The sequence below is a fragment of the Vibrio chagasii genome (assembly GCF_002954585.1).
Lineage (GTDB): Bacteria > Pseudomonadota > Gammaproteobacteria > Enterobacterales > Vibrionaceae > Vibrio > Vibrio chagasii_A.
On record NZ_MSCI01000001.1, the window covers coordinates 1,738,023 to 1,762,412 of the forward strand.

The following is a 24,390-nucleotide window of genomic DNA, read 5'->3' on the forward strand; positions in this document are numbered from 1 at the left end:
GGCGGCATGAAACGTAGTCAAAATGTAGTTTTGCCTGAAATGCGTAAGAACTGGCGTCAGTTCAGTCTGGCCCCGATTTCTGTGGCGGTGACAACAGCAATGATTTCTGGCTGCAGTGATGATTCTGTTCGAACCAATATTTATGGCACGATCGATGAATGTATTTATGATCACCCATCTTATGCGGCGGAGTGCAAAAGTGCTTATCAGGATGCTCTAGAAGAAGCGAGTCGCACGGCACCTAAGTATAAGAGCATTGATGATTGTGCGCATGAGTTTGGCTTTAGCGGATGTGTTGCTGCTCCTCAAAACAATTGGTTTATGCCTGCGATGGCTGGGTTTATGTTCGCACGCATGGTAGATGATCGCCGTTACTATTCTCAGCCTATGTTTACATCTACGTACTCTCGTAGCATTTTCTATGATGATTGGATCACTGCGGATGGTCGAACTTATGGGAAGTCATATCAACGAGGCACGGTATCTGTGAGTCGTGACGAGTTTAAGCCCAAGCCGACGGTGAAACGAACTATCTCTCGTGGTGGTTTTGGCTCCACGGTGTCAGCGAAATCAAGTTGGAGTAGTTCTAAGAGTTCAAGTAAAGGTTGGGGCGGCTGATGCTTCGTCTGAATTCGGAACCTCGAAAACACTGGAAGCAGTTGGCGGCAGAGTATGGTTTTGGTTTCCATACCATGTACGATGAACCGTATTGGGATGAAACGGCTTACTACCAGTTCACTCTGAAGCAAATCGAAGAAGATCTTGAAGAGCCAACTCGGGAAATTCATGAAATGTGTCTCGAAATCGTGGATGTGGTCGTGCACGATGAATATTGGCTTAAGCGCTTTCAAATCCCTCAATCCATGTGGCAAGGTGTTTTGGATTCGTGGAAGCGTAGGGAGCCTTCTCTCTATTCTCGTATCGATCTTGCTTATGATGGACGTGGTCCTGCCAAGTTTTATGAAAACAACGCCGATACACCTACATCGCTGTTTGAAACAGGATTCTGGCAATGGTTTTGGCTTGAAGATTTGGTGAACTCAGGAAAGCTAAGGCGGGATTCTGATCAATTTAACTTGCTTCAAGAGTTAATGATGGCGAGATTCCAAGAGTTAGCTCGCTTACAACCCGGTCAGACATTGCACTTTTCATGCTGTAAAGATACTGAAGAAGATCGTGGTACGGTTCAGTATATGCAGGACTGTGCGATTGAAGCAGGGTTGAAAACGAAGTTTGTTCATATTGAAGACATCGGCGTAACGCGAGATGGAGAGTTTACCGACACTCAAGATAACCTGATTCGATGGATGTTCAAGCTTTACCCTTGGGAATTCATGTTCCAAGAGGATTACGCCAAGCACTTGGAGACGGCCAAAGTGAATTGGCTAGAGCCTATGTGGAAGTCAGTGCTATCTAACAAGGCAATTCTTCCTTTGTTATGGAAGAAATTTCCTAACCATCCGAACTTACTAGCTGCGTATTTTTCAGATGATCCTAAACTGAAACAACTGAAAAATTCCGAGCTCAAAGATCATGTAATTAAGCCTCTATTTTCACGGGAAGGTGCCAATATTCAAGTTGTAAGAGATCAAGAGCTTGTTCTCGATACCGAGGGCCCTTACGGTGAAGAAGGACATATCATTCAAGCTTTTCATCCATTACCAAAGTTTGGTGATAACTATACCTTGGTTGGTAGTTGGTTGATTAATGATGAGCCTGCGGGAATCTCAATCCGAGAAGACAGCTCCCTGGTGACTCAAGATATGTCTCGTTACCTTCCTCACATCATTCTCGACTAGATGGTCATTTAGGTTGATAGACACTGTGTTTGCTTGTTTATCAACCTACCTTTTCAATTATTGGTGCTGTGTACCCAAAGTTGTCATAGCTCTGACAATTAGATTGGTTGAGGGCTTAGAGTTTCTCGCGCTTTAAGTTGTTGCATAAGCTATTGGCTCTGTTGGTCTCTTTTTACTTTTCATTTTATTTTCCTTCAGAAGCCGCTATTGCAACCTTTAATTGAACAATGTTTTATATTTTGGAGAGGGAATGAAGTACTTTGTGGTCCCCGCTGTTGTGTTGTCAGGCTTCGCGGTGAGTGCAGCCTTTGCGCTGAGTGATGACGTTGAACACTTTGTGAGTTTAGGTGTACTTGATGGTTACACCGCGTTGAATGAGTCGGAGTTTACGCCTGCGGTCGGCTATCATGCCTTGATCGACGATAGGCATCGTTGGGGGTTAGGAGTGGCGCACAGTATGAAGTCAGACTACACGACTACGACTGGCTCTTATGATTATGTCTATAACTTCGACTCAAAATGGGCAATTTTCGGAGGAGTATCGACAGGTTATAGCTTCGCCAAAAGGGATGATGGCGTGTTGGCTGGTGGTCAGTTTGGTTCAACTTTTGAACCGGTAGAGAACATGAAAATGGAACTCGGCTACCGAATTCACGACACATTGGACAATTGGAAAGACAGAGATATGTCGCGAATTGAAGGGATTTACTTCGGATTTAGCATGAAAGTGTAATTACTGGCGACAAACTGGGTCGCCAGAAGCAGGAGCCTTTAAGGAACGTCGATACAGGAAAAGTTTACCGTAGTGGTTTGCATCTGCTCTTCAATGCGCAGGCGCTGATCATGAGGAAGGTATAACCCTTAAACTATAGAGTTAATTGGCTACAAAGTTAACTAGCTCAAAACTAAAAAGACTCCGCTCTAGCCTTTGGCTAACAGTGGAGTCTTTTTGTTGATATGTCTGAGCTCAGCCTTTAAAAAGGGTGATACTTAAATACGTCTTCAACCATTGAGTTAAGTAAATCGATGTCGTCACAGGTTTTCGCGTAGGTACGCAGGCCTGCGATTTGAACCTGAACGTGTCGAGCAAGTTGAGTCGGTTCACGTTCCTTACTGATCTCACCCAGTTCTTGCGCTTCGGTAATCAGCTTAGCGAATTCGCCTTCCATGATCTTCAGAGATCTCTTCGCCTCTTCTAATAACTCTGCGTGCTCATCAGTCAGCTCTGCCACTGTCTTAGCCAACATACACATGCCATTTGGCGCGCTTTGTTTTGATTCAACAACCGCACGTTTTACGAAGTTTTCTAGCGCTTTGATTGGTGAGTCTGTTTCACTGCGGAAGCGGTTCAAATTAAGGATGCCAAGTTCGGTATAGCGAGCAAGCGTCTCTTTAAACAGACCCTCTTTGCTGCCAAACGTCGCGTAGATGCTACCCGGACGTATATCAATTACATCTTGAAGGTTACGCATGGAAGTCGCGTGAAAGCCTTTTTCCCAATACAGGTTCGTTGCTTTATCTACAACATCTTGTCTATCGAACTTCGCAGTCTTGGCCATAACATCTACTTCATTAATCTGAACATATGTTCAATATTTTATGCTGAACGCTCGTTCCAGTAAAGGTGTGTTTTGTTCGACTTAATTGCCGTTCTTGCACCTTACTGGTGCACAAGGCGCTTGATTGAATGCAATTTATGACGAGCTTTGACAGCTTCTACGGTGAAATATTTCTCAATGTCTGATGAAGGCTAGTCGTCGATAACTTCGACGGTTTTATGTTGTGCACCGTAATAAGTGCCTTCATCGATGGTGTACATCAGAGTTGCTTCACATTCAGGGCAGTCGAACTCTTCATTGGGCTCGATGGCTTCCTCTTCTACCCATTCCCATCCAATGTGTTCTTCGCAAGCTGGACAGTCCATAAATACCTCAGGTTATGCTTTTTAGTTGATTGAATTGTTAACTTTTCGGGGCGGCATTATATATAGTTGCTGCTCAACATGTAGTGAGTATTCAGGTGAACCTTAGTGTTTGCCTACCCCTTTAGTATTAACAAAAAGCTTAATTTTTCAGTCACTTGCATCGGGAATATGTTGTTGCACGGTTTTTGTGTTCGATAAGGTTGCATAGCTAACAGATTTATAAATAAACCAATGGATTTTGTAAGGTTAAATGCTAGCATTATCGATTGCCGATAACATGGCACGGTAATTGATAAAACTAAAGATTATATGATCTTAGTAAAAGTACACCGTTTTAGAAGTGTGTCTAATTACATTACAGATAAAGATTCGTTAGCTGCTAGGAAATAACAATGAAATTAACCGATATGTCTTTTAAGCAAAAAATCATCGCTTTGCTTATTTTACCGATCTTAGGGTTTCTATGGCTGAGTGCTTCTACGATTTCTAAAAGCGTAGAAACGACCAGCGAAATGTCGTCATTAAACCAACTGACTCGTTTGTCGGTTGTGTACAGCGAACTTGTACATGAGCTACAAAAAGAACGCGGTATGACGGCAGGCTTTATCGGGTCGAAGGGCACGAAGTTTGTTAGTGAACTTCAATCCCAAAGAACCAGTGCGGATAATAGACGTGCTCAGAGAAACGAATATTGGCAGTCTGCAGCGATTGATTTACCGCAGATTACTCGCCTGAATAACGAAATTAGCCAAAGTCTTAACCAAATCACTTCTATTCGTAACCGAGTTGATTCTCAGTCGATACCACTTTCTGAAGCTTTGGGCTATTACACAAATCTTAACGCAAAATTATTGAGTGTCTCGGCGTTAATCGCAGAGCTAAGCTCTGATGCCACCATCACCACGGAAACCATCGCTTATTACAACTTTTTGCAAGGTAAAGAGCGTGCGGGTATTGAGCGTGCTGTGCTGAACAACACCTTCTCCAAAAACGAGTTTGGCCCAGGTATGCTGGTGAAATTCATCTCTTTGGTGACAGAGCAAAATACCTATTTCTCAAACTTTGAGGTGTTGAGTAACCCAGATAATGTCCGCTTCTTTGAGCAGCAATTGAATGATCGCTCTGTGGCAGAAGTAGAGAAGCTTCGTAGTTTGGCTGAATCTAAGATGAGTGGTTTCGATGTCGACCCTGTTTACTGGTTCTCTCAATCTACCGCTCGTATTGTTCAGCTAAAGAAAACAGAAAACCACTTAGCAGAATCACTGATTGCGTTGACTGAGAAAAAAATGTCAGAGGCGCAGTCTGCGATGATGATGAGTATCAGTCTGTTTGCTTTGGTCACTTTGTTTGCGACCTTTGTGAGCTTTAAGGCTATCAGCGACCTAACGATGAGAGTAAAAGACCTGACGGTGATGTTGTCTAAAGTTCGTAATGACAATGATCTAACGGTTCGTGCTAAGTACGTTGGTAACAGCGAGCTTGGACAGATATCTTCGGCACTGAACGAAACGTTAGAAAAGTTTTCGAACGTCATCGACAATCTGTCTCAATCGAGCCTGACTTTAGCTTCAGCTGCTGAAGAAACTTCGCAAACTTGTCACTACAACTCGAATACGTTGGTTCAACAACAAGACCAAATTGGCTTGGTTGCGACGGCGACAGAAGAGTTGTCAGCAACGGTAAATGAGGTGGCGGCTAAAACTCAGCAGACAGCAAGCTCTGCTAAACTGGTCGATGAGCAGTCTCAAGAAGGTTTGAGTACGGTTCAAAACTCTTATCACTCTATCGAAAATCTGGCATCTGAAATTAATGACCTAGCGGAAAAGATCACGCACCTACACGAGAGCAGCAACAACATTAACAGTGTGATTGATGTGATTAAGTCGGTAGCGGAACAAACTAACCTATTGGCATTGAACGCGGCGATTGAAGCAGCGCGAGCGGGTGAGCAAGGTCGTGGTTTTGCGGTGGTTGCCGATGAGGTACGTACACTGGCTCAGCGTACTCAGCAATCGACAGCAGAAATTGAAGGCTTTATCAGCTCGCTACAGTCTGATGTGCAGACGGCGTTCAATGTTATTGATAACAGCCAGAAGATGTCATCAAAAGCGGTAGAAGATTCCAGAGAAGTTGAACAGACTCTTCAAGGTATCTCCAACGCTGTTAGCGAAATCTTTAGCATGACTGAGCAGATTGCAACGGCAACAGAAGAGCAAGCGGTCGTAACTCAAGACATCGCACAAAACGTGATGGCGGTTGAGCAGAAGTCGACAGAGTCAACCACAGGCGCAACGCAAATTGCAGCAACCGCTAAGGAGCAAGCTGAACTCGCGGCTTCATTGAAAGAGATTGCGAGTACGTTTAAGAGCTAGTTCGAAAACGCTCAAACGAAGCTGATTAATAAAACTAAAAAGCCCGTGAATCACAGGATTCACGGGCTTTTTTATTACAGACGCTCGGGCTAGCCCAGAAACTTTACCCCATAAACCAAGACACGAAAATCAACGCACCAAAGCCAAAGGTAGCAACAAGTGCTGTGTCGCCGCCTGCTGCGGTGTAGCTGCCCTCGGTTTGTAGGTGAGGGAAGTCAGGTCTACGAACCTTAACCACCATCGCCAGTGGCCCCCAGATAGCTAAGAACACCAACACCATGCCTGCATAGTCCAACATACTGACGAATTGGCTAGCGAACAGCTCAGCTAATACCAAAGGCAACACAAAGGTCAAAGCGTAAGCCATGAACTTGTTGTTGGTCACTGCGTCTTTGTTTTGGTCGTATAGCGCCATGGATACACCAAGGAACGAGGTCACCAATGCAAGCGCAGAAAACAGTGCAATCACGACTTTTAGCCAAGATGATTGACCACTAAACGCAGAGATGAGCTCTGAAATGTTGTGGAACTGACTGATCGCGTCTGTACCAAGGTTTCCGATAATCGCGAACAACCAAGTGAGGTAGCACACGAGCGGAATCACTGACCCAAGCAGAATCATATTGCGGATCTGCTTTTGAGTCGCTTCACGGTTGTAGATAACCAGTGACGGGATCACCACCATAGAGGCAAAGCTGGTAAAGATAACCGCGCTGTATTTCACCACGTCATTGGCTGTGTACTGGCTAGTTTGAGTTAGGTAATCAAGACGGATATTGCTAAACAGAGAAGCAATAACAATAAACAGCATCACCACCATCATGATGAATAGGCCACGGTTCAACTTATCGATATAAGATTTACCCGCTACCACAATCACACTCATAAACAGGCTGAAAACCGTATAAGCAGCAGGTGCAGAAATGTTAACGCCGACATCGAGCAGTAGCTTATGGATGATGTCACCGACACCCAGGATATAAGCGATCAGCATGCATACCAGCAGCAAATAAAAGAGTGCATTGATAAAGTGTTTTCCTTTGCTGCCCAGAGTTAGGTAAGCAACACTGCTCATGCCACTGTTATCTTTGGTTTTGGTACACGCTTCTGCCAATAGGAGAGCTGAGTATGTGGTGCCGATAAAGATAAGTAGCATCAGCACTGAGCTGATCATGAAGCCAAATTGAGCCAGCACCATGGGAATAGCAAGCATGCCAGCCCCTAATGCAGTTCCTGAAAGAATCAAAGAACTGCCGAATAATTTCATATTCAAAAAAGCAACCTCTAAGTATCCAATTAATTTTTAGTTGGATTGTAAATATTTGTTGCCAATCCTAACAAATTACTCAGTAAAGTTAGGGGTTAAATTCTAATTATTTTTGAATTTTTCTAAAAAATTTAAGCAGGTGTTTACGTTGGGTATGAGTGGTCAATTAAAGCATTCGCCTGGTGACTTAATTTATCTTTCTGATAACTTTTGTAAATTGATTACCGAGTAATAGGCAGCGGTTTATAGCTGAAAAATCGGTGTCTTAAGTTCAGCTGAATTGAGTCAAAACCTTGCTTATTGCCTGAATTCTTGTCTGGCGCCTTTTCTACATACTGAGGGTTTGTCGTAAATGGACAGAACCGTTGTCGTAGAAGCCACTCGGTAGTTGGGCGTTTCGCTCTTATTATCCTCACACCAATTATGTGGGGGTGTTATGTATCGTTTTCTGTTTTGTAGCTTCGCGCTTGTTCTTTTGTATCCAACGGCGATTGATTTGTATTTGGTTGGCTTGCCTCAAATCGCTGCTGACCTAAATGCCTCAGAGGCGCAGCTCCATATTGCGTTTTCTATCTACTTGGCTGGAATGGCAACCACCATGTTGTTCGCCGGTAAATTTGCCGATAAGGCGGGAAGAAGGCCTGTCGCGATTTTCGGTGCGATTGTGTTTGCTACTTCTTCCATGCTAGGTGGAATGGTGACCAGTACAGAACCGTTTCTAGCGGTACGCTTCTTCCAAGGCGTTGGTGCGGGGTCATGTTATGTGGTGGCATTTGCCATTCTAAGAGATGTACTAGATGACCAGAAGCGCGCCAAGGTGCTATCGATGATGAATGGCATTACCTGTATTGTTCCAGTGCTTGCACCTGTTATCGGTCACTTAATCATGACGGTATACCCTTGGCCGAGTCTGTTCACGACTATGGCAAGTATGGGCGTAGTGGTGTGTTTGCTGTCGGTTCTAGTTCTAAGAGAAACCAAGCCTAGTGGCAAAGGTTTGGAAGCAACACGGACTTTTGTGTCTCAAACATCTTCAAGCGAAACTTTTATGGAACCTTTGTTTATCAGCCGAGTGGTCATGACCAGCTTGGGCGTGACGGCGATTCTGACTTACGTGAATGTGTCTCCGATGTTGATCATGACCGAGCTTGGTTTCGATCGTGGACAATACTCCTATACCATGGCTCTTACTGCACTAGTTAGTATGTTGGTGTCGTTCTCTGCGCCGTTTGCACTGAATTTATTTAGGCAGAAAAGCCTGATGCTGGCATCTCAAATATGCTTTGTGATTGCGGCTATTTTGCTGCTTGTATCGATTGATGGCGGCTTGGGGCATTACGTAACGCTTATCGGTTTTGCCTTCGTGTGCGGTGGCTTCTCGCTCGGTTTTGGCGTCGCAATGAGCCAAGCATTGAGTAGCTATTCACAACGAGCGGGCGTGGCGAGTTCAATACTTGGTGTTTCTCAGGTGTGTACATCAGCACTGTTCATTTGGCTCATGGGCGTTATCGGGCCAAGTGCATTGAATATGTTGGTATTTATACTGGCTGCTGGTGGAGTTATCAGTATTGCTCTAATACTATGGGTAGGTCCTTCCCAAGTGAAAAGTGATTATGAAGAAGCCACTAGCCCGTCTTGATCTCAACCTGCTGTTCACTCTGCAATTGCTTTTGCAAGAGCAGAGTGTTTCAAAAGCTGCCAAAAAGCTTAACGTCACGCCTTCAACAGTGAGTAAATCACTGACTAAGCTTCGAGACTGGTTTGATGATCCTCTGTTTGTAAAAACGCCAAGAGGTTTAACGCCGACACCACTTGCGCTAAGTATGGTGAAAGATCTTCAAGACTGGCTGCAGATTGGCAGTCAAATTCTTACGACTCGTGGTGATGACGCGCCCAAAGATGTGCGATTGAATCTAGAGGCTGAATCACCGCTGTCACTGATCATGCTTAACGAGCTGACGCAAAGCGTGTATCAACGCTATCCCAACGCGAAGATAAAAATGCGCAACTGGGATTACGACTCAATAGATTCCATCGTGCGTGGTGAGTCTGATATCGGCTTTTCAGGGCGAGAAAGTCATCCGCGATCGAAAGAGTCTCTAGACGCGCTGCCTTACTTTATCGATTTCGAGGTCCTGTTTCACGATATGCCAGTCGTGTATCTCAGAAAAGATCATCCGGTCTTACAGGAAGAGTGGAACCTTGAGGCTTTCCTTAAATATCCGCATATCAATATTGTGTGGGAAAAAAGTGAAACGTGGGCACTGGATGAAGTGCTTACCGATCTGCAACTAGATCGAAATATTGCCCTTACGCTTGCAGGTTTCGAGCAGTCTCTGTTTATGGCGGCTCAATCCAATCACACTATGACGACGGTTGCGCCTAACTACTGCCGACGCTATGCAGAGCAACTTCACCCCAACCTTACGTGCTTACCTATTCCGTTAGACGAAGAACATGCCAATAAATTGCTAATTCCTTTCACTATGATTTGGCATAAACGCAATGCCTACAATCCGCTCGTTTTATGGCTAAAAGACACACTCAGATCGCTTTACCAGTTTGAAGGCAAATAGGTGAAAGACGAGAAAAGTCTCTAAAATTTTGTTGACCTGACCAAATTAGTTAGGATGAGTAGTTCTACATCGTTAAATGACATCAAGATAGCAAAGACTGCGAGTGTCGCGAACCTCTAGTGTTTAACATGCTATTAAAATTAAAGTTGAGTCCTGAATATTTTTGAATACTCAGAGACTCTTAGTTTACATGCTTCGCGATAATTTTCGCCAGAGTTGCGATTCCTTCTTTCCAATCCTTGCTCTCTTCAATGTTCGCGACAGTAAAGCGCAGGCAATGTTTGTATTGATCGTGTGTACCAAAAATAGTACCAGGTAAAATACCGATTTTGTGTTTCAAGCATTCTTGGTAGACGGCATAACTGTCGAGTGATTCGGGGAGCGTTATCCAGTTTATAAATGCCCCTTCAGGTTTGGAAAGGTGGTAGCGGCCAACAAGATGTGGGTAGCTATCTAATGCTTGAATCAAAAGACTTTGAAACTGCTTTTGGTTAGTTTGATAGAGTCGCTTCATCTTAGATAAATGACTGCGATACTTTCCTGTGGTCAGAAACTGGCCGACGGCTGACTGCATCAGGTTAGAGCTGCCCATGTTGTCACACAGTAGGTACTTTTCGATTAAAGGTTGATAGCGACCAGAAAGCAACCAGCCCAAACGTAGGCGAGAGTCTAAAGTTTTGGATAGAGAGTTCACGTAGATCACTCGGTCTTTGTCATCCAGTTCTTTCAAGCTCGCAATTGGAGCATCAAACGCCAAGCTTCCGAATACATCATCTTCAATTATCGGCAAAGAGCCAGTGACCTCCAATAGTGCTTTTCGATTCGCCAGAGGCATTCTCGATCCAGTTGGGTTAGTAAAGTTTGGTGTCAGCAGCAGCGTTTTTACTTCCCATTGTTCTAAGGCATTTTGTAGTGCTTGAATATCGATTCCGTGACTCACACTGCTTGGGATTTCAAGCGCTTGTAAGCCCAATGATTCCAGCAATAACAAGTTGCCAAAGTAACAGGGAGATTCAACCACCACGATATCACCAGGTTTGGTTAACGCACGCAGCGCTAAACTGATCGCTTGCTGCGCACCGTGAGTAATCGCAATCTCTTTCGATCCCGCAGGTACACCAAGATCATGGGTGATCTTTAACAATTGTTTTACTAATTGTTCGTCGCCGGGCGGCAATTGGTAATAGCCGGGAAGTTGAGTCTGCAAGCGGCTGTGACGACCAATTTCAGCGTACAGGCTACGAATGGCGGGGTTGTTAATGTTGGGGTGAGCAGAGCCCGATTGTAACTTTAAACGCTCGCTTGGGCGGGAGAGCACAGATTTAGTGACAGATAACAGATCAACTTTTTGAGGTTGGCTTGGTGCATCCCAACTCGTTGTATTCGGTACTTTGACGCGATAACCCGACTTGGGAACGGAATATACCCAACCTGTTGCTTCGAGTTCTTGGTAGGCTCGAATCACAGTGTTTTTGCTTACACCCAGTTGTTCACTTAGCTGGCGGATAGAGGGAAGGCGGTCGTCTGGGTGAAAAAGTCCTTTATCTATCTGTGCCTTAATGTGTTGCTCGGTGGCGAGGTATTTATTGCCGCTGACTTCTGTTTCCACGCTGTTCTCCCGTTCCATAATGACCAATCTGTAACCATTTAAAGTGTTATATCTGTATCTTTATTAGTTATCTGTACCCAACTAAGGTAACAGCATTGATGAAGAGTTGACCAGAGGTTTGTAATGCTGATTAAAATGATTCCGTTCGTGTTTGTAATATTGTGGTCTTCAGGTTTTGTGGGCGCACGTCTTGGTGTGGAATACGCTGAGCCCGCAACGTTATTGTCACTTAGGATGGTAGCTAACGTAGCGCTGTTCTTGGTTTTGATTGCCATTCTTAAGCGTCGTATTCCTCGTGGTCGCGCATTTTTTCATGCTTGTGTAGTCGGTACTTTGATTCACGGTTTTTACCTTGGGGGCACTTATCTAGCGATAGATTGGGGCATGCCTGCTGGGTTGAGCTCTCTATTGGTGGGGCTGCAACCAATTCTTACGGCATTGATCATGGTCAGTTGTACTTCACAGCGTTTCAACTTTGCTCAATGGCTAGGTTTGGGGCTTGGCTTTGCCGGTATCAGCTTAGTGTTGATGGGAAATATTGAGTGGCAGTCCGATGACCAAAAAGGGATGGCGACATTACTTTGTTTAGTGGCGTTAGTTGGTATTACCTTTGGAACCCTTTATCAAAAGCGTTTCTGTAAGGGGACAGACATGGTAGGCGGTGCGATGGTGCAATATCTGGCTTCGGCAGCGTTGTTTCTCCCTTTCGCTATGCGTTACGAAACAATGCAGGTGAACTGGACGCTAGAATTTACGTTAACGTTGGTTTGGCTGGTGGTTGTTTTGTCTTGTGTTGCTATTCTATTGCTGCTGTACATGGTGGAACACGGTGCATCGTCAAGTGTGGCATCTGTCTTTTATCTCGTTCCGCCGACTACTGCAATTCAAGCTTGGTTGATTTTCGGTGAGTCATTTGATGTCTACGGTGCAATGGGCTTTGCGTTATCAGCCACTGCGGTTTATCTGGTAGTGAAGAAGCCCGAATTGATTAGGTTCCGAAGACCAGCGGCTTTAAACCGTTAAAAACAAAAAGAGCCTGAATACTCAAGCTCTTACTCTATCAATAACTTTCTAGCGGCTTTGGATTAGCGCTTCATCAAGCAAGCGTAAGCCGTTGTAAACGGCGCTTCTTGGTACTGCTTGAGACCCGTCTCTTTGAACTTCATCATTAGAGGGTTGCGCTTTAGGCTCTCTTTGATGTCTGCCGGAGAAACAACTTCAACGTTTAGGCCGTCGATCAGTTGGATCGCTGCCTCTAGCTTGAAGCCGAAGCCACCGCCAGCAAATTTACCTTTAGTTTGGCGTTGGCGAATCACTACTTTTTCTACTTGGTAATCTTCCATTAACTTTGCAAAAGAGAATTGAAAGTCTTTCATATTCTGTGTGTCGTTAGCGTCACTGATAGAAACCTTAGAAACTCGGCAATCAGGGATGTTAAATACACCATCTGACAGAGAAAGAAGACAGATGACTGCATCGTTACCTTTGATTTCAACACCACAAATTTTCATGTTCTTACCTACTTATTTTAGAGCCGTATATTATGGTGTTATTTCTGATACTTCTCCACTATTTGAGAGGATTCGTCACAAATAATTCTAAATTAGTCGATATTTGAACCCAAAACAAAGCTGCTTGAAAAAGTCCGATAGCCAAAGGTAACTGATATTTATGGGTAAAGTCTGCTGATTAAGGTGACAGAGATCGGTAACTTCAATACACTGCATTGGTATCCGTAGTTCAGCACAAGGTAAAGGCATGGCCAATTGGGAAGGAGTTAGTGAGTTTGTTGCAGTTGCAGAGCGTGAAAGCTTTACTGGTGCAGCGCAGAAGCTTGCTACATCGGTCGCTCAAATTAGTCGCAGAGTAGCAAACCTCGAGGAGCGTCTCGCGGTGAAACTGCTTAACCGAACGACTCGAAAGGTTTCATTAACTGAAGCCGGGCAGCTATATTATCAGCAATGTAAATTGTTAGTCGAGGGATTAGAAATTGCGGAGTTAGCAGTTACTCAAATGCAATCGACACCGAAAGGATTACTGAAGGTGACAGCTCCTGTGACTTATGGCGAGCGCCAGCTTGCACCATTACTCCATCAGTTTTTAAAGCTTCACCCTCAAGTTGAGTTAGAGCTAATGCTGACTAACCAAAAGCTTGACTTGATCGACTCTGGCGTAGATGTTGCGATTCGCCTGGGTCGATTAGAAGATTCAAGTCTTGTGGCGAAGAGGCTTTCGCAACGACAGCTCTACGTATGTGCAAGCCCTGACTATATCGAACGTTACGGTGAGCCTCACACAATCTCCGAATTGAGCAATCATCAATGTTTGGTTGGTGGTTTTGAGCATTGGCGCTTTAAAGAAAATGGTCGTCCTCGCTCGGTGCGTGTTAATGGGCGTATTAAGTGCAATAGTGGTTTGGCTTTGTTAGAAGCAGCAAAGCAAAGCATAGGTTTGGTACAGTTACCAGAATATTATGTGAGTGAAGATCTAGACTCTGGAGAGTTAGTTGAGGTGCTTTCTGATTATCGAGACGATAAAGAAGGTATTTGGGCGCTTTATCCTCAAAACCGTAACTTGTCTTCTAAGGTACGTCTGCTGGTGGATTTCCTTTCTGAGCAATTAGATTAGTTTTGAACAGTCTGTTCATAGACGTAAAAAAGAGCTGAAGAAACTAAACTCTGAAGCTCTTTTGTTAAGGTTATTTTTTTATTGAACGCTTCACATCAGACCGTGAAACGGTCGACCAAGTGGTAAAGTTCATTCGCGCGGTTATTGAGGTTTTGGCTACCAGCGCGGTTTTGGTTGGCTAGCGATGCCGATTGAGAGCTTTGGTCTGATATGACGACAATACGTTGAGATATCTCTTGGCCGACAATGTTTTGCTGTTCGGTTGCTGTCGCAATAAGCGAGTTCATATCCATGATGGTATCGATCGATTCTTGGATCTTCGCCAGTGCAGTTGCGGCAGCGTTCGCCTCTTCGACGGTTTGAGTACTTCTATTCTGACTTGAATCCATCGCTTTCACTGCGGCATCTGAAGCGGCTTTTAGCTGCTCAATCATTTCATGTATGTCACCTGTACTCTCCTGAGTTCGGCTCGCCAGCTTACGAACCTCATCGGCGACTACTGCAAACCCACGGCCTTGTTCACCTGCTCGAGCGGCTTCAATTGCAGCATTCAGTGCCAATAGATTGGTTTGCTCGGCAATGTCTTGAATGACAGCTAACGAAGAGGAGATGTTCTGAACATCGTCTTCTAAACGAGACACGACAGCGTTAGCTTCCGACACCTCACTGGCTAAAACAGCTACTGAATCAGCCGCCGCGTTTACGATTTGCTGGGCTTCTTTGGCATTGCCCTCTGCAAGCTTCGCTGAATCTGCGGCTTGGCTAGCGTTGCTTGATATCTCCTGAGCCGTTGTTGTCATCTCTGTCATAGCGGTAGCGACTTGTTCAGTTTCTTCCCGTTGCCCTGTCGCGAGTTCATCAACTTGAGCTGCGCGAGAAGACATGCTGGATGTTTCAGACACAACTTGTTGACCTACCTCGCTTACACTGCGAATAATGGTTTGCAGGTTAGTAACAAAAGCATTGAAGTTCTCGCTAAGCTTCGCGAATTCCGGTACTTTGAATGTTTCCATTCGAGCTGTTAAGTCGGCTTCACCAGTTGCGAAAGCCTTAATTGACAGATCGAACTGTTCTATGGGCTTCATAATAGTACGGTTTACAACAACGGCAAATAGAGTAACCAATAGAGCGATCAAACCACAAAAAAGTGTAATCGCGGTGAGTGAGCTTTGTAGTGCAACGTTTGAACTCTCTTTCATCTCGGCGATGACTGCATCAATGTCGTCTGTGTAAAAGCCAGTACCAAGCATCAAGTCCCATTGCGGAATAAATATTGAGTAGCTGAGTTTTGGTAGTGCTTCCGACTGGCCAAGTTTTGGAAAATAGTAGGTAGTGAATTTGCCAAGCTTTGAGTTCTTAATAAGATCACGAATCAGGTAATGGCCTTTTTTATCTTGCAAGTCATAATAATTTTTTCCAATACCATCGGTATTTTGCCCTGCGAATATTCTCACTCCTTTAGAGTCGTAACCAAAGATATAGCCCGACTCGCCATACTCTAGTGTTCTTAAGGTTGGCAAGGCATCTTCTAAAGTTGCACCTCGTTCTAAGAGCGGGCTGATAGAAGACTGGGCCATTTGTAGATAAGCTTTAAGTTCCTTTTCTTTCATGGCCATCATTTTACTGCGTGTGGATTCGACTTGTTGCGCGGTTAGCGCTGCACTCTTCATATATGTTACGCTCATCATTCCGATGGCCATCAGTAGCAGAGGAATGAAAGAGAGAATATAAAGACGTTTTTTGATGGTTAGGGTCATGTCTACTTCCTGTTTGATCGTCTTGTGCAATTTTAAAAACACAATATGAATGCAGTTGCTATTTGTAAATGAGCTTATTGATGAATTGTTACCCCAGAGCGATTTTGTTTTATAAATATGATGGCTGTTAGATGTTTGTTGTGACATTTGTTCCAATCAGGCTAGATGGTGAAAAAGTCCTTTTTGTTGGGGCCTTTTGTTTCGATGCTTTTGAATTCGACGTTGCTTTGTTAGAATGCGGCGCTTTGTAGCACCCTACTATTTCTATTCGCTAAGTGAGAAAGATTCATGAACAAAAGCCATGTGACTATTGGTTTAACTAACCCTAAAAGCCCGACAAACGTGGGTGCTGTCATGCGTGCGGCTGGTTGTTATCAGGTCGACGAAGTTAAATACACAGGGCAACGCTACGAAAAAGCCGCTAAATTTCACACTGATACCAAGAGTGCTACGCGTACTATTCCGTTGACGGGCGTTGAGTCGTTTTTAGATAACCTTGACCCTGAAACCAAAATCGTTTGTGTGGAACTTGCGGAAGGTGCTACGCCACTGCCACGTTTTAAACACCCAGAAAACACGATTTACATTTTTGGCCCAGAAGACGGTTCTATTGCTCAAAACGTGGCCGATCGAGCTGATCACGTGGTTTACGTTCCAACGGTTGGGTGCATGAACTTGGCTGCAACCGTGAATGTGCTACTTTATGACCGCCTTGCTAAGTCAGATGAAATGGACGAGAGTAACGAGCTGATTAAGAAAAGCCGCGATAACCGCAACCACTTGGTTATCAAGGAGAAGTGCTAATCTGACGCTCGTTGTTAGATGTTTTTAAAATTCAATATCGCTAAAATCGAAGGTAAACAGATTTAAAATATATTTGACGATGGCAAATATAAAGAAGATGCTCGCAATAGATAACGCGGCATAAATTAACGTTGTCATTTTAGTTACCTTTATATTAGTTAATGTATTTCAGTAATAAAAAACCACCTAACAAGGTGGTTTTTTATTTTAAGAGTTAAGGCTATTGACGTTTCATCTGATGCAGAGAGTGCATGATAACCAATACAATGGCGGCAACAGCGCAAGCCAAAAGCGTCAATGCTAAGTCGGCGAACTCGGCTGCTCTATGTAAGCCAAAACCAATAATTAAGTAATAGAACAGGCCTAATAGAGCTCCAGCACTGCCTAGGTGGTCGTGATATTTAGTCAAGGCACCACTAAGCAAATTAGGTAACGCAAGCCCGAATGATAGCGATACAAATACCATTGGGATGAAGAACCAAACGGATTCCTGCATGATAAACACACCAATGCCTGCAACTAGTAATAGGCAAGACGCAAATGCTACAATTTTGTCATGACTTAAATGCATGCGAATTAGCTTCATATTAATGACAGAACCTAGTACTGAACCCATCGCAAGAATAAAACCGGTATTACCAAAAAAGTTCACACTTGCCCCTAATTGCTCAAACATAAACGGGGCAATACTGTAGTACGAGAATAGCGCTATATTAAATAGCCCAACCATTAACGTTACGTACCAGATGTGTGCATCGGTAAGCATTTTTATAGCGACAGATATTAGGCTGTCTCGTTTTGTATTGGTTGGCTTTGTTTCTGGCAGTTTGCCTAGTGACCAAATCAGTAAGATAGCCACAAGTACCACCATCGCCATGAATACCCATTTATAACCACCCACAGACGTCAACCAACTACCAGCCAACATCCCAACAACAGGGCTGATACCAATAGAGGTGCCCACAATCGAGAAGACGTGGCTGAGTTCTTTACCTTGATAACCATCACGGATAATAGTCTGTGTGCAAACAGAACCAACAGCAGCACCAAAGGCACAGCAACCAAACCCTGTGAGCATCAAAGTAAAAGTCGGTGCTAACATGGTAAACAGCGCTGCAATGATAAAGACGGTCAAACCCAGTAAGGTTGAAACTCGTCTCCCTATAACATCACACATGCGACCCCAGAATACGACTCCGAACGCAAAAGCAATAAAGAATATAGACATCGCTTGTGCCGCTTCACTGCTGCTAACCCCAAAGTGGTTTTTTACAGAAGTCAGAGCCGGGCTATACATGGTTTCTACTATTTGTGGAAACATTAGCAACACAACCGCCAATGGGATCGAAATTTTTCCAATAATCTTGTTCATTTTTTTGTTTTCAAATACCTCTAATTAACATCGCAATGATTTAGTTATTTCCTGGACCTTTTAATAAGGGGGGTAACAGAACAGGTACTATTCTAGGCATTATGTGCTAATGTCTTATAGTGAGATTTGGACATAAAATATCGAAATAAGGACAAACTGCTAAATGGCATTGATTTCAGAACAAGATGACTTTTGTGCAGACGACCATAACGGGTTAGTCGTTGGTGTTGCAGCTGAGGTTTCTAATCACGCTTCCGGCATACATTTTCATGACAAAGACCAGTTAATGTTTTCGAAGCACGGATGCATGACAATTACATTGGAAGATATGAAGTATGTATTACCCCCAATGAGGGCTGCATGGATCCCGAAAGGCGTCCAACATGATGCTCAGATGACCAACATTACCCAATATCGCTCACTATATTTTGATCAATCCTTGTCAGAGCGCTTACCTAGAGGTGTGATGATTTTCGATATCACTGCGTTAATGAGAGTCTTGATAGAACGAATGGCATTTTGGGCATTTGATAAGCCGAATAATGAGCAAATTAATACGTTGAATTTGTTTATCGAAGAGTTGAACGACTCGCAAGAGGTGTACTTGTCGTTGCCGTTACCTCAAGATCACCGTCTCAAATCTTGGTTATCTGATATTGATAACAAAGATTTTATGGCACCGTCGTTGGCACAATTGAGTGAGGTTGTTGGAGCGAGCGAAAAGACGATCACTCGGATCTTTAATAAAGAAACCGGGATGCCATATCAAAGCTGGCGTCAGCAGTGGCGCTTGTTGGGCGCGATTGAATTGCTGTCGAGTGGCATGCGCATATCGGATGTCTCCGATAGGTTGGAATTCTCCAGTGACAGTGCATTTATTCATTTCTTTCGTCAGAAAACAGGCATGACACCAATGAATTACATGAACAACACATCCAACGCGGAGGCTATGTAACCTTCGTTTATGTCAGCCTCTAATAGCAATGTATATGTTAGTCTAATGGCTTAATTGCGCTCGCTAATCAAAAGGACATCGATTTGAACCTAAGACAGCTGGAAGTCTTTTACGCCATTATGCAGACCGGAACCGTATCTGGAGCTGCACGTAGCTTGCATGTATCTCAGCCAAACGTGACTCGTATTTTGGCTCACACCGAGCAGCAGCTTGGATTTGGATTGTTTGAGCGTGTCAAAGGCAGACTAGTGCCAACGGTTGAAGCGAAAACTTTGTTGCCGGAAGCGGAAAAGGTCTACCAACAACTGGGCCAATTTCGCTCTCTTACCAACAAAGTAAAGCAAGGCCATCAGCATTTACGCATTGGTGCGCCACCGATATTGGCGACTAAATTGCTGACACCGATGATCGCCCAAATGTCTCACGAGCAAGAGCTTTCTTTTGAATTGCTGACTGCCAATCGCGACGAGCTGTGTTCAGGGTTATTGAAGCATGAGCTTGATATTGCTATCGCATTTGGAGATGAAGCACCGCCTGCGATATTGTCAGAAACGCTATTAACCAAATCTCTTCAAGTCCTAGTTCCATTTAACACCGTTGAGCATTTGCCAGCAGACTTAACCCTTGATGATCTGATCAATTATCCGTTGCCAATCATCGGGCTTGATAGTCGCGATCCACTGGGTTTGCTGCTCCACCAAAGCTTGATTGCACGCGATGAGCATTATCATCATCCCATATCAGTACGTGGATACAGCGCTGCGGCGGAGTTGGTTAAGCACCAAGCCGGTTTTGCGATTGTCGATCCGTGGACGGCAGAGCAGTACCAAAATGAGGATGCTGTTTGTGTGTTGCCGCTGCAGCCTGAGATTCCATTCTCAGTATCGACTTTGTATGCCGAGCACACGCCGCAGTCGATTGTTGCCAAGCAGTTCATTACAGCGCTGAAGGGTTCTTGTTAGCGAACGACTAACTTTATCTATCACCATACTTTTCGCTCAGTTTGCAACCTATAACATCATGTTATAGGCGTGCTATGAATTGGTATTCGGCAGGGCTCAGCCTCTTAATTAAAGTAAATCCATACAAGGACTTATTAATTAGGAATGCTCATGTCTATCGCTCAACCTTACCTTCTTTTTCTTGGGGATGTTACTGACCCATTGGCTGCAAAAACCGCTCGTGGTATTCACCAATGGCGCCCTGAAATCTGCCTCGGCCAATTACGTTTAACAGCAGAGACAGTTTCTCTTGGTTTGACGGATATGACCTTGCAAGAGGCACAAGCGCAGCGAGCGAAAACGCTAGTTATTGGTACAGCCAACCCAGGCGGCGTGATCCCTGAGTCATGGCAACCAACCATACTGGCAGCTGCAGAAATGGGATTTGAGATTGCATCGGGCATGCACCAACGCTTGAGTGAATTTTCACCGCTTGCTGACATGCAGCAGCGAGGATTGACTAAGCTTCATGATGTGCGCCATTTTGATGGTGTTCTAAACATTGGTAATGGCAAGTCTCGCCAAGGTAAGCGTCTGCTCACTGTCGGAACTGATTGCTCGGTAGGCAAGATGTTTTCTGCACTGGCGATAGAAAAGTCGCTAAAAGAAGCGGGAATATCTGCTCAATTCAAGGCGACCGGGCAGACTGGCATCTTGATTGAAGGCAGCGGAATTTCGATTGATGCAGTGGTGGCAGATTTCATCTCTGGCGCAGTTGAAGCGATTAGCCCAGATTTTACTGACCACGAATGGGACATCATTGAAGGGCAGGGCTCTTTATTTACCCCTTCTTTTGCAGGCGTGAGTTTGGGTTTATTGCATGGTGCGCAAGCTGATGCTTTAGTGCTATGTCATGAAGTAGGGCGCCCACATATTCGCAATCTACCGCATGCTAAATTGCCAACAATAGAGCAAACTATTGATGCAAATTTACAAGCCGCGCGATTAACAAATCCAGACGCGAAACTAGTGGGTATCTGCTTGAACACATCGGCGATTAGCATTGAAGAGGCTGAGGCATTGTGCCAAGAATGGACCGAAACTTATCAAGTACCAGTGACGGATCCGATGCGATTTGGTGTACAACACATTACTGATCATTTGCGACATTCACTTTAACGATTTCATCATTTCTACGTTTCCATTTGTTAAAGCGAACATCAACCGAGTGAAATTATGAAGATTACAGCAGAACCAATTACTATCGCGATGCAAACGCCTTTTCGCATCTCTCGAGGCAGCCGAACAGAGTGTCATGTTGTTCGCGTTTACATTGAACACAATGGTAAACAAGCGCAAGGTGAATGTACTCCTTACCCACGTTATGGTGAGTCATCCGAATCTGTATTGGCGCAAATTCAACAAGTTTCGAGCTCTCTTGAAACGGCCTTTGAACGTGGTATGACTGAGCCGGCTGAATTAAGAGGTTATCTTCAGTCTTTATTGACTGGAGGAGCTGCTCGTAATGCTGTCGATTGTGCGCTTTGGGATTTTGAAGTGCAGCAAAACGAGCAGATGTTCCCAAATAGTATGTTTGAGTTACCCACTCAAATAGTTACGGCAATGACGGTCTCGATTGGTACACCAGAAGCGATGGCAACACAAGCTCGTGATTATGTGGCGAATGGTGCAAAACTCCTAAAAGTGAAGCTAGATGGCGAGCAAGTGGTAGAGCGAGTGAGTGCAGTCCGAGGTGCCGCGCCTGGAGTGAAAATTGTACTTGATGCCAATGAAGCGTGGACAGGGCTGAATCTCGAGGAGCTGTTCAATCAATTGGCTGAGTTTGATATCGCGATGATAGAACAACCTCTGCCGCAACAGCATGATGCCTCATTGGCACACATCAAGCATCCAATTCCATTATGCGCTGATGAAAGTTGCCACACCACGTCGCAGCTTTCATCACTATTGGGCAAGTATGAAATGGTTAACATCAAGCTTGATAAAACCGGTGGTCTGACAGAGGCGCTAGCACTTGCCGAAGAAGCGCAAAGGCTTGGTTTTACTCTTATGTCTGGCTGTATGCTTGGCACTTCATTGGCAATGCGTGCCGCGCTGCCAATCGCCGTGCAATCTGAAATTGTCGATCTCGATGGACCTGTTTTACTTGGTCAAGACGTGTCGCCAGCACTGACTTATCGAGATGGAATGATCATTCTTTAGTTCTGAACTATTCAGTTAAAAGTCTCTCCGTACAAAAATCGCATAGGCGTTAACCTATGCGATTTTCTATTTGCTTCATTGACCAATTGCGGTTTCGAGATAGATACTCTGAACAGCTCGATATAACCCGATTAGAAAATACAGTGCTTAGCAAAGTCACCAGCTTCGTTCGCTGTCCAGTCGCCTTTTGGCTTCTCTTTCATATCTTCACACCAAGCTTCACTGCCAACTTCTGTACAAGCCATTAATTGAGTGGCTAGGAAAAGGATCAACGCGACTTTCTTCATAACAAATATTCCGTTTGGTGTAGGTTATCTAGGGTTACTTTACCAAAGACTACTGATGATTGTCATAGCTATCAGGGACTGACGATATGGACTGAGCTGGAAAAGCGATTTGGTAACGAGAGTGACCGGCTGACTCTCAAGATCGAAAAAGCCAGCAACATGTGCTGGCTTTGAAATTCTTAATAAGCTTTTTTATCGGTAAGCTTTGACTACTTGAGGAGTTATACCAGTTTCATCTCTTGGATGATGTCCGAAGCGATTTCTGGCTTGGTACTTGTTGGTTTCTCGTGTAGATCTGCTTTCAATTGTCCCTTACGGTTGCTTAGGCCAGTTTCTAGCTTTTTGATAGCTGATGAAATTGCTGGGTACATAACGTCATCTGTCGCTTTTGCTGTTACACGTACACCTTCGTAGTTGGTGAACACTTCAACCTGATGTTGACCATGTTCTTTGGTAATGATGATGTCGCAGCTGATCAGTGATGGAAAATGGTTAGATATCTTTTCGAATTTACCTTCGATGTCTTTACGTGAGTCGTCGTTAATTGATACGTGGTGTGTTTGAACGTTTATTTTCATAAATCATACCTTTCCAATGACTGTGTCATTTAAACGTAGCAAACATCGGATAGATTAACCAATAGAGAAAGTACACATGTGTGATTGACTTCAGTGTTATCAAATAATCTCTACTTACTCCCTTGAAAGTCCGAATAACTGATCGCATATTATGTTTCGTGTTTTCGAGACATGTTCAAAAATACTCCATCCTTGATAATTTGCTCTAATTATGAGCGCCAATCTAGTGAATATCTCTTCATCGTTTTTATAATTCCGAACTTGTCACTTGGCTAACTTCTTTCGTTTTTGATAAATAAGTTACCACTAGACTTTAATTTATAGACACTCAACAGCCCACTCCATATTGAAATTTGCTTTAAAGCTCCGACAGATCGGAGTAACGCACTAACTATTTATGAATTCGTCACTCAATATCACAATTACAAATAAGGGGTGCGGTAGTTTATTGAGGTATCTGTTAGTACGGGATACCATAACATCTTCGTTAAATTTGGATTCGTTACCATGAAAATGCCTGTTAAATTGGCTGCTGTTGCAGCTTCACTTTCTTTCGCTTTTAATGCTTTTGCTGCGCCTGTTGAGTTTCAGAAAATTCCAGAGATCATGCAGCAATTTGAAACTGCAGAGCTGTACGTTAAAAGTTCAGTGACTCTAGGGCGTTTGCCTGCTGAATCTGAAATAGGCACTGATTTCCCTACCTACGTTTCTGACGGAAAGGGTGGTTACAGCTTAGAAACCAACAACGTGATGACGGATGATGTAGTTATTGCAAGCATGCCGAAGGCGATTGTTGACGATGTTTTCAACCAATGGTTGGTACCAAAAGAGACGTGGATCAGTAGCTATGGTTCACTGCCAACGTCGACCACTGAGTTCAAGCCTTTTAAGCGAATTAAAACCATCAAAGCCATTAAGATTGATGCTGAAATGCTTGAGCTAATGGGCAGCGAAGATGGCAAAACAGCCGTGATTAAAGTGAGTTGGGATGAAAAAGGGATGAAGGTTTATAAGGACGGTTACTTAGCGGATTATGAGTACGGTATTGCCCCTCATGAGATGCAAGAGAACTACGAGCTAGCACCTAAGTAGTTTTATTCCATTTCCGAAAAGCGCTCTGGTTTGCAGGGCGCTTTTTATATCCCCACCAAAACATGACTTAACTCACACTTTTCTGACATTTTACCGCTCGTTATGCTAGTATGCGCCGCTTGTCTTTGTAATTGATAAAAAACGCATTACCCAAACAGAGTTTTCTGTTTATCTGCTTGTAATGACCTCATTCAGTTTGGCCTAAC

General features: G+C 44.1%; 23 protein-coding genes. 14 read left to right on the plus strand and 9 right to left on the minus strand.

Annotation, left to right across the window (positions count from 1 at the left end):
* The first annotated feature begins 6 nt into the window (after positions 1 to 6).
* The 3 genes from BTO10_RS07945 to BTO10_RS07955 all read left to right on the plus strand — a co-directional run bounded on the left by BTO10_RS07945 (position 7) and on the right by BTO10_RS07955 (position 2,532).
* Positions 7 to 618, plus strand: coding sequence for a DUF1190 domain-containing protein (locus BTO10_RS07945; protein WP_004741676.1), 612 nt, complete (start codon positions 7 to 9; stop codon positions 616 to 618).
* Positions 618 to 1,799: a glutathionylspermidine synthase family protein gene (locus tag BTO10_RS07950; protein ID WP_105024186.1), complete on the plus strand. Its 1,182-nt coding sequence runs from the start codon at positions 618 to 620 to the stop codon at positions 1,797 to 1,799. The genes BTO10_RS07945 and BTO10_RS07950 overlap by 1 nt, the downstream gene beginning before the upstream one ends.
* A gap of 250 nt (positions 1,800 to 2,049) precedes the next feature.
* Positions 2,050 to 2,532, plus strand: a complete 483-nt coding sequence (locus BTO10_RS07955) for a hypothetical protein (protein WP_004741674.1) — start codon at positions 2,050 to 2,052, stop codon at positions 2,530 to 2,532.
* Positions 2,533 to 2,773: 241 nt separating this feature from the next.
* Here the strand turns inward: BTO10_RS07955 and BTO10_RS07960 are convergent, their stop codons facing one another.
* Both BTO10_RS07960 and BTO10_RS23455 read right to left on the minus strand, forming a co-directional pair.
* Positions 2,774 to 3,358, minus strand: a complete 585-nt coding sequence (locus BTO10_RS07960) for a TetR/AcrR family transcriptional regulator (protein WP_105024187.1) — start codon at positions 3,356 to 3,358, stop codon at positions 2,774 to 2,776.
* Positions 3,359 to 3,549: 191 nt separating this feature from the next.
* Entirely contained in the window at positions 3,550 to 3,723 is a 174-nt protein-coding gene (locus tag BTO10_RS23455; protein ID WP_004741672.1) for a hypothetical protein, read from the minus strand.
* Between the two features lie 392 nt (positions 3,724 to 4,115).
* Between BTO10_RS23455 and BTO10_RS07965 the strand changes: the two genes are divergently transcribed.
* The gene (locus BTO10_RS07965; protein ID WP_105024188.1) at positions 4,116 to 6,095 is read left to right on the plus strand and encodes a methyl-accepting chemotaxis protein; all 1,980 of its coding nucleotides are present in this window, start codon (positions 4,116 to 4,118) and stop codon (positions 6,093 to 6,095) included.
* A gap of 103 nt (positions 6,096 to 6,198) precedes the next feature.
* Here BTO10_RS07965 and BTO10_RS07970 read toward each other — a convergent pair whose 3' ends face one another.
* Entirely contained in the window at positions 6,199 to 7,362 is a 1,164-nt protein-coding gene (locus BTO10_RS07970; RefSeq protein ID WP_105024189.1) for an amino acid permease, read from the minus strand.
* Positions 7,363 to 7,798: 436 nt separating this feature from the next.
* Between BTO10_RS07970 and BTO10_RS07975 the strand changes: the two genes are divergently transcribed.
* Both BTO10_RS07975 and yidZ read left to right on the plus strand, forming a co-directional pair.
* Complete coding sequence (locus BTO10_RS07975; protein WP_105024190.1) at positions 7,799 to 9,001, plus strand: MFS transporter; 1,203 nt, start codon at positions 7,799 to 7,801, stop codon at positions 8,999 to 9,001.
* Positions 8,976 to 9,938 (plus strand): HTH-type transcriptional regulator YidZ, encoded by a 963-nt coding sequence (gene yidZ / locus BTO10_RS07980; RefSeq protein ID WP_105024191.1) that lies wholly within the window; start codon positions 8,976 to 8,978, stop codon positions 9,936 to 9,938. The genes BTO10_RS07975 and yidZ overlap by 26 nt, the downstream gene beginning before the upstream one ends.
* A 181-nt stretch (positions 9,939 to 10,119) precedes the next feature.
* Here yidZ and BTO10_RS07985 read toward each other — a convergent pair whose 3' ends face one another.
* On the minus strand, positions 10,120 to 11,547 hold the full coding sequence (locus BTO10_RS07985) for an aminotransferase-like domain-containing protein (protein ID WP_105024192.1): 1,428 nt from the start codon (positions 11,545 to 11,547) through the stop codon (positions 10,120 to 10,122).
* A gap of 123 nt (positions 11,548 to 11,670) precedes the next feature.
* Here BTO10_RS07985 and BTO10_RS07990 point away from each other — a divergent pair, with 123 nt between their 5' ends.
* Complete coding sequence (locus tag BTO10_RS07990) at positions 11,671 to 12,570, plus strand: DMT family transporter (RefSeq protein ID WP_105024193.1); 900 nt, start codon at positions 11,671 to 11,673, stop codon at positions 12,568 to 12,570.
* Between the two features lie 62 nt (positions 12,571 to 12,632).
* Here the strand turns inward: BTO10_RS07990 and BTO10_RS07995 are convergent, their stop codons facing one another.
* The gene (locus BTO10_RS07995) at positions 12,633 to 13,058 is read right to left on the minus strand and encodes a DUF3010 family protein (RefSeq protein ID WP_004741147.1); all 426 of its coding nucleotides are present in this window, start codon (positions 13,056 to 13,058) and stop codon (positions 12,633 to 12,635) included.
* Positions 13,059 to 13,305: 247 nt separating this feature from the next.
* On the opposite strand from BTO10_RS07995, the gene BTO10_RS08000 reads away from it, so the two are divergent.
* The gene (locus tag BTO10_RS08000) at positions 13,306 to 14,175 is read left to right on the plus strand and encodes a LysR family transcriptional regulator (protein WP_004741146.1); all 870 of its coding nucleotides are present in this window, start codon (positions 13,306 to 13,308) and stop codon (positions 14,173 to 14,175) included.
* 95 nt (positions 14,176 to 14,270) lie between these two features.
* Here BTO10_RS08000 and BTO10_RS08005 read toward each other — a convergent pair whose 3' ends face one another.
* Positions 14,271 to 15,932, minus strand: a complete 1,662-nt coding sequence (locus BTO10_RS08005) for a methyl-accepting chemotaxis protein (RefSeq protein ID WP_105024194.1) — start codon at positions 15,930 to 15,932, stop codon at positions 14,271 to 14,273.
* A gap of 288 nt (positions 15,933 to 16,220) precedes the next feature.
* Between BTO10_RS08005 and BTO10_RS08010 the strand changes: the two genes are divergently transcribed.
* On the plus strand, positions 16,221 to 16,736 hold the full coding sequence (locus BTO10_RS08010; RefSeq protein WP_004741143.1) for an RNA methyltransferase: 516 nt from the start codon (positions 16,221 to 16,223) through the stop codon (positions 16,734 to 16,736).
* Positions 16,737 to 16,956: 220 nt separating this feature from the next.
* Here BTO10_RS08010 and BTO10_RS08015 read toward each other — a convergent pair whose 3' ends face one another.
* Complete coding sequence (locus BTO10_RS08015; protein WP_105024195.1) at positions 16,957 to 18,108, minus strand: MFS transporter; 1,152 nt, start codon at positions 18,106 to 18,108, stop codon at positions 16,957 to 16,959.
* A gap of 163 nt (positions 18,109 to 18,271) precedes the next feature.
* Between BTO10_RS08015 and BTO10_RS08020 the strand changes: the two genes are divergently transcribed.
* From BTO10_RS08020 to dgcA, 4 genes are all read left to right on the plus strand, one after another.
* Positions 18,272 to 19,063, plus strand: a complete 792-nt coding sequence (locus BTO10_RS08020) for an AraC family transcriptional regulator (protein WP_004741140.1) — start codon at positions 18,272 to 18,274, stop codon at positions 19,061 to 19,063.
* A gap of 83 nt (positions 19,064 to 19,146) precedes the next feature.
* Positions 19,147 to 20,025 carry a LysR family transcriptional regulator gene (locus tag BTO10_RS08025; RefSeq protein ID WP_004741139.1) on the plus strand — a complete coding sequence of 293 codons (879 nt, stop codon included), beginning with the start codon at positions 19,147 to 19,149 and terminating at the stop codon, positions 20,023 to 20,025.
* Positions 20,026 to 20,175: 150 nt separating this feature from the next.
* Positions 20,176 to 21,183 (plus strand): N-acetyltransferase DgcN, encoded by a 1,008-nt coding sequence (gene dgcN / locus BTO10_RS08030; protein WP_105024196.1) that lies wholly within the window; start codon positions 20,176 to 20,178, stop codon positions 21,181 to 21,183.
* A 57-nt stretch (positions 21,184 to 21,240) separates the two neighbouring features.
* The gene (gene dgcA / locus BTO10_RS08035; RefSeq protein WP_105024197.1) at positions 21,241 to 22,227 is read left to right on the plus strand and encodes an N-acetyl-D-Glu racemase DgcA; all 987 of its coding nucleotides are present in this window, start codon (positions 21,241 to 21,243) and stop codon (positions 22,225 to 22,227) included.
* A 131-nt stretch (positions 22,228 to 22,358) separates the two neighbouring features.
* On the opposite strand, the gene BTO10_RS08040 is transcribed toward dgcA, so the two are convergent.
* Both BTO10_RS08040 and hpf read right to left on the minus strand, forming a co-directional pair.
* On the minus strand, positions 22,359 to 22,514 hold the full coding sequence (locus BTO10_RS08040; RefSeq protein ID WP_008216583.1) for a DUF3012 domain-containing protein: 156 nt from the start codon (positions 22,512 to 22,514) through the stop codon (positions 22,359 to 22,361).
* A 221-nt stretch (positions 22,515 to 22,735) separates the two neighbouring features.
* Positions 22,736 to 23,092 carry a ribosome hibernation-promoting factor, HPF/YfiA family gene (hpf, locus tag BTO10_RS08045; protein WP_004741135.1) on the minus strand — a complete coding sequence of 119 codons (357 nt, stop codon included), beginning with the start codon at positions 23,090 to 23,092 and terminating at the stop codon, positions 22,736 to 22,738.
* A 507-nt stretch (positions 23,093 to 23,599) separates the two neighbouring features.
* Between hpf and BTO10_RS08050 the strand changes: the two genes are divergently transcribed.
* The gene (locus tag BTO10_RS08050) at positions 23,600 to 24,184 is read left to right on the plus strand and encodes a hypothetical protein (RefSeq protein ID WP_105024198.1); all 585 of its coding nucleotides are present in this window, start codon (positions 23,600 to 23,602) and stop codon (positions 24,182 to 24,184) included.
* The last annotated feature ends 206 nt before the right edge of the window (positions 24,185 to 24,390 follow it).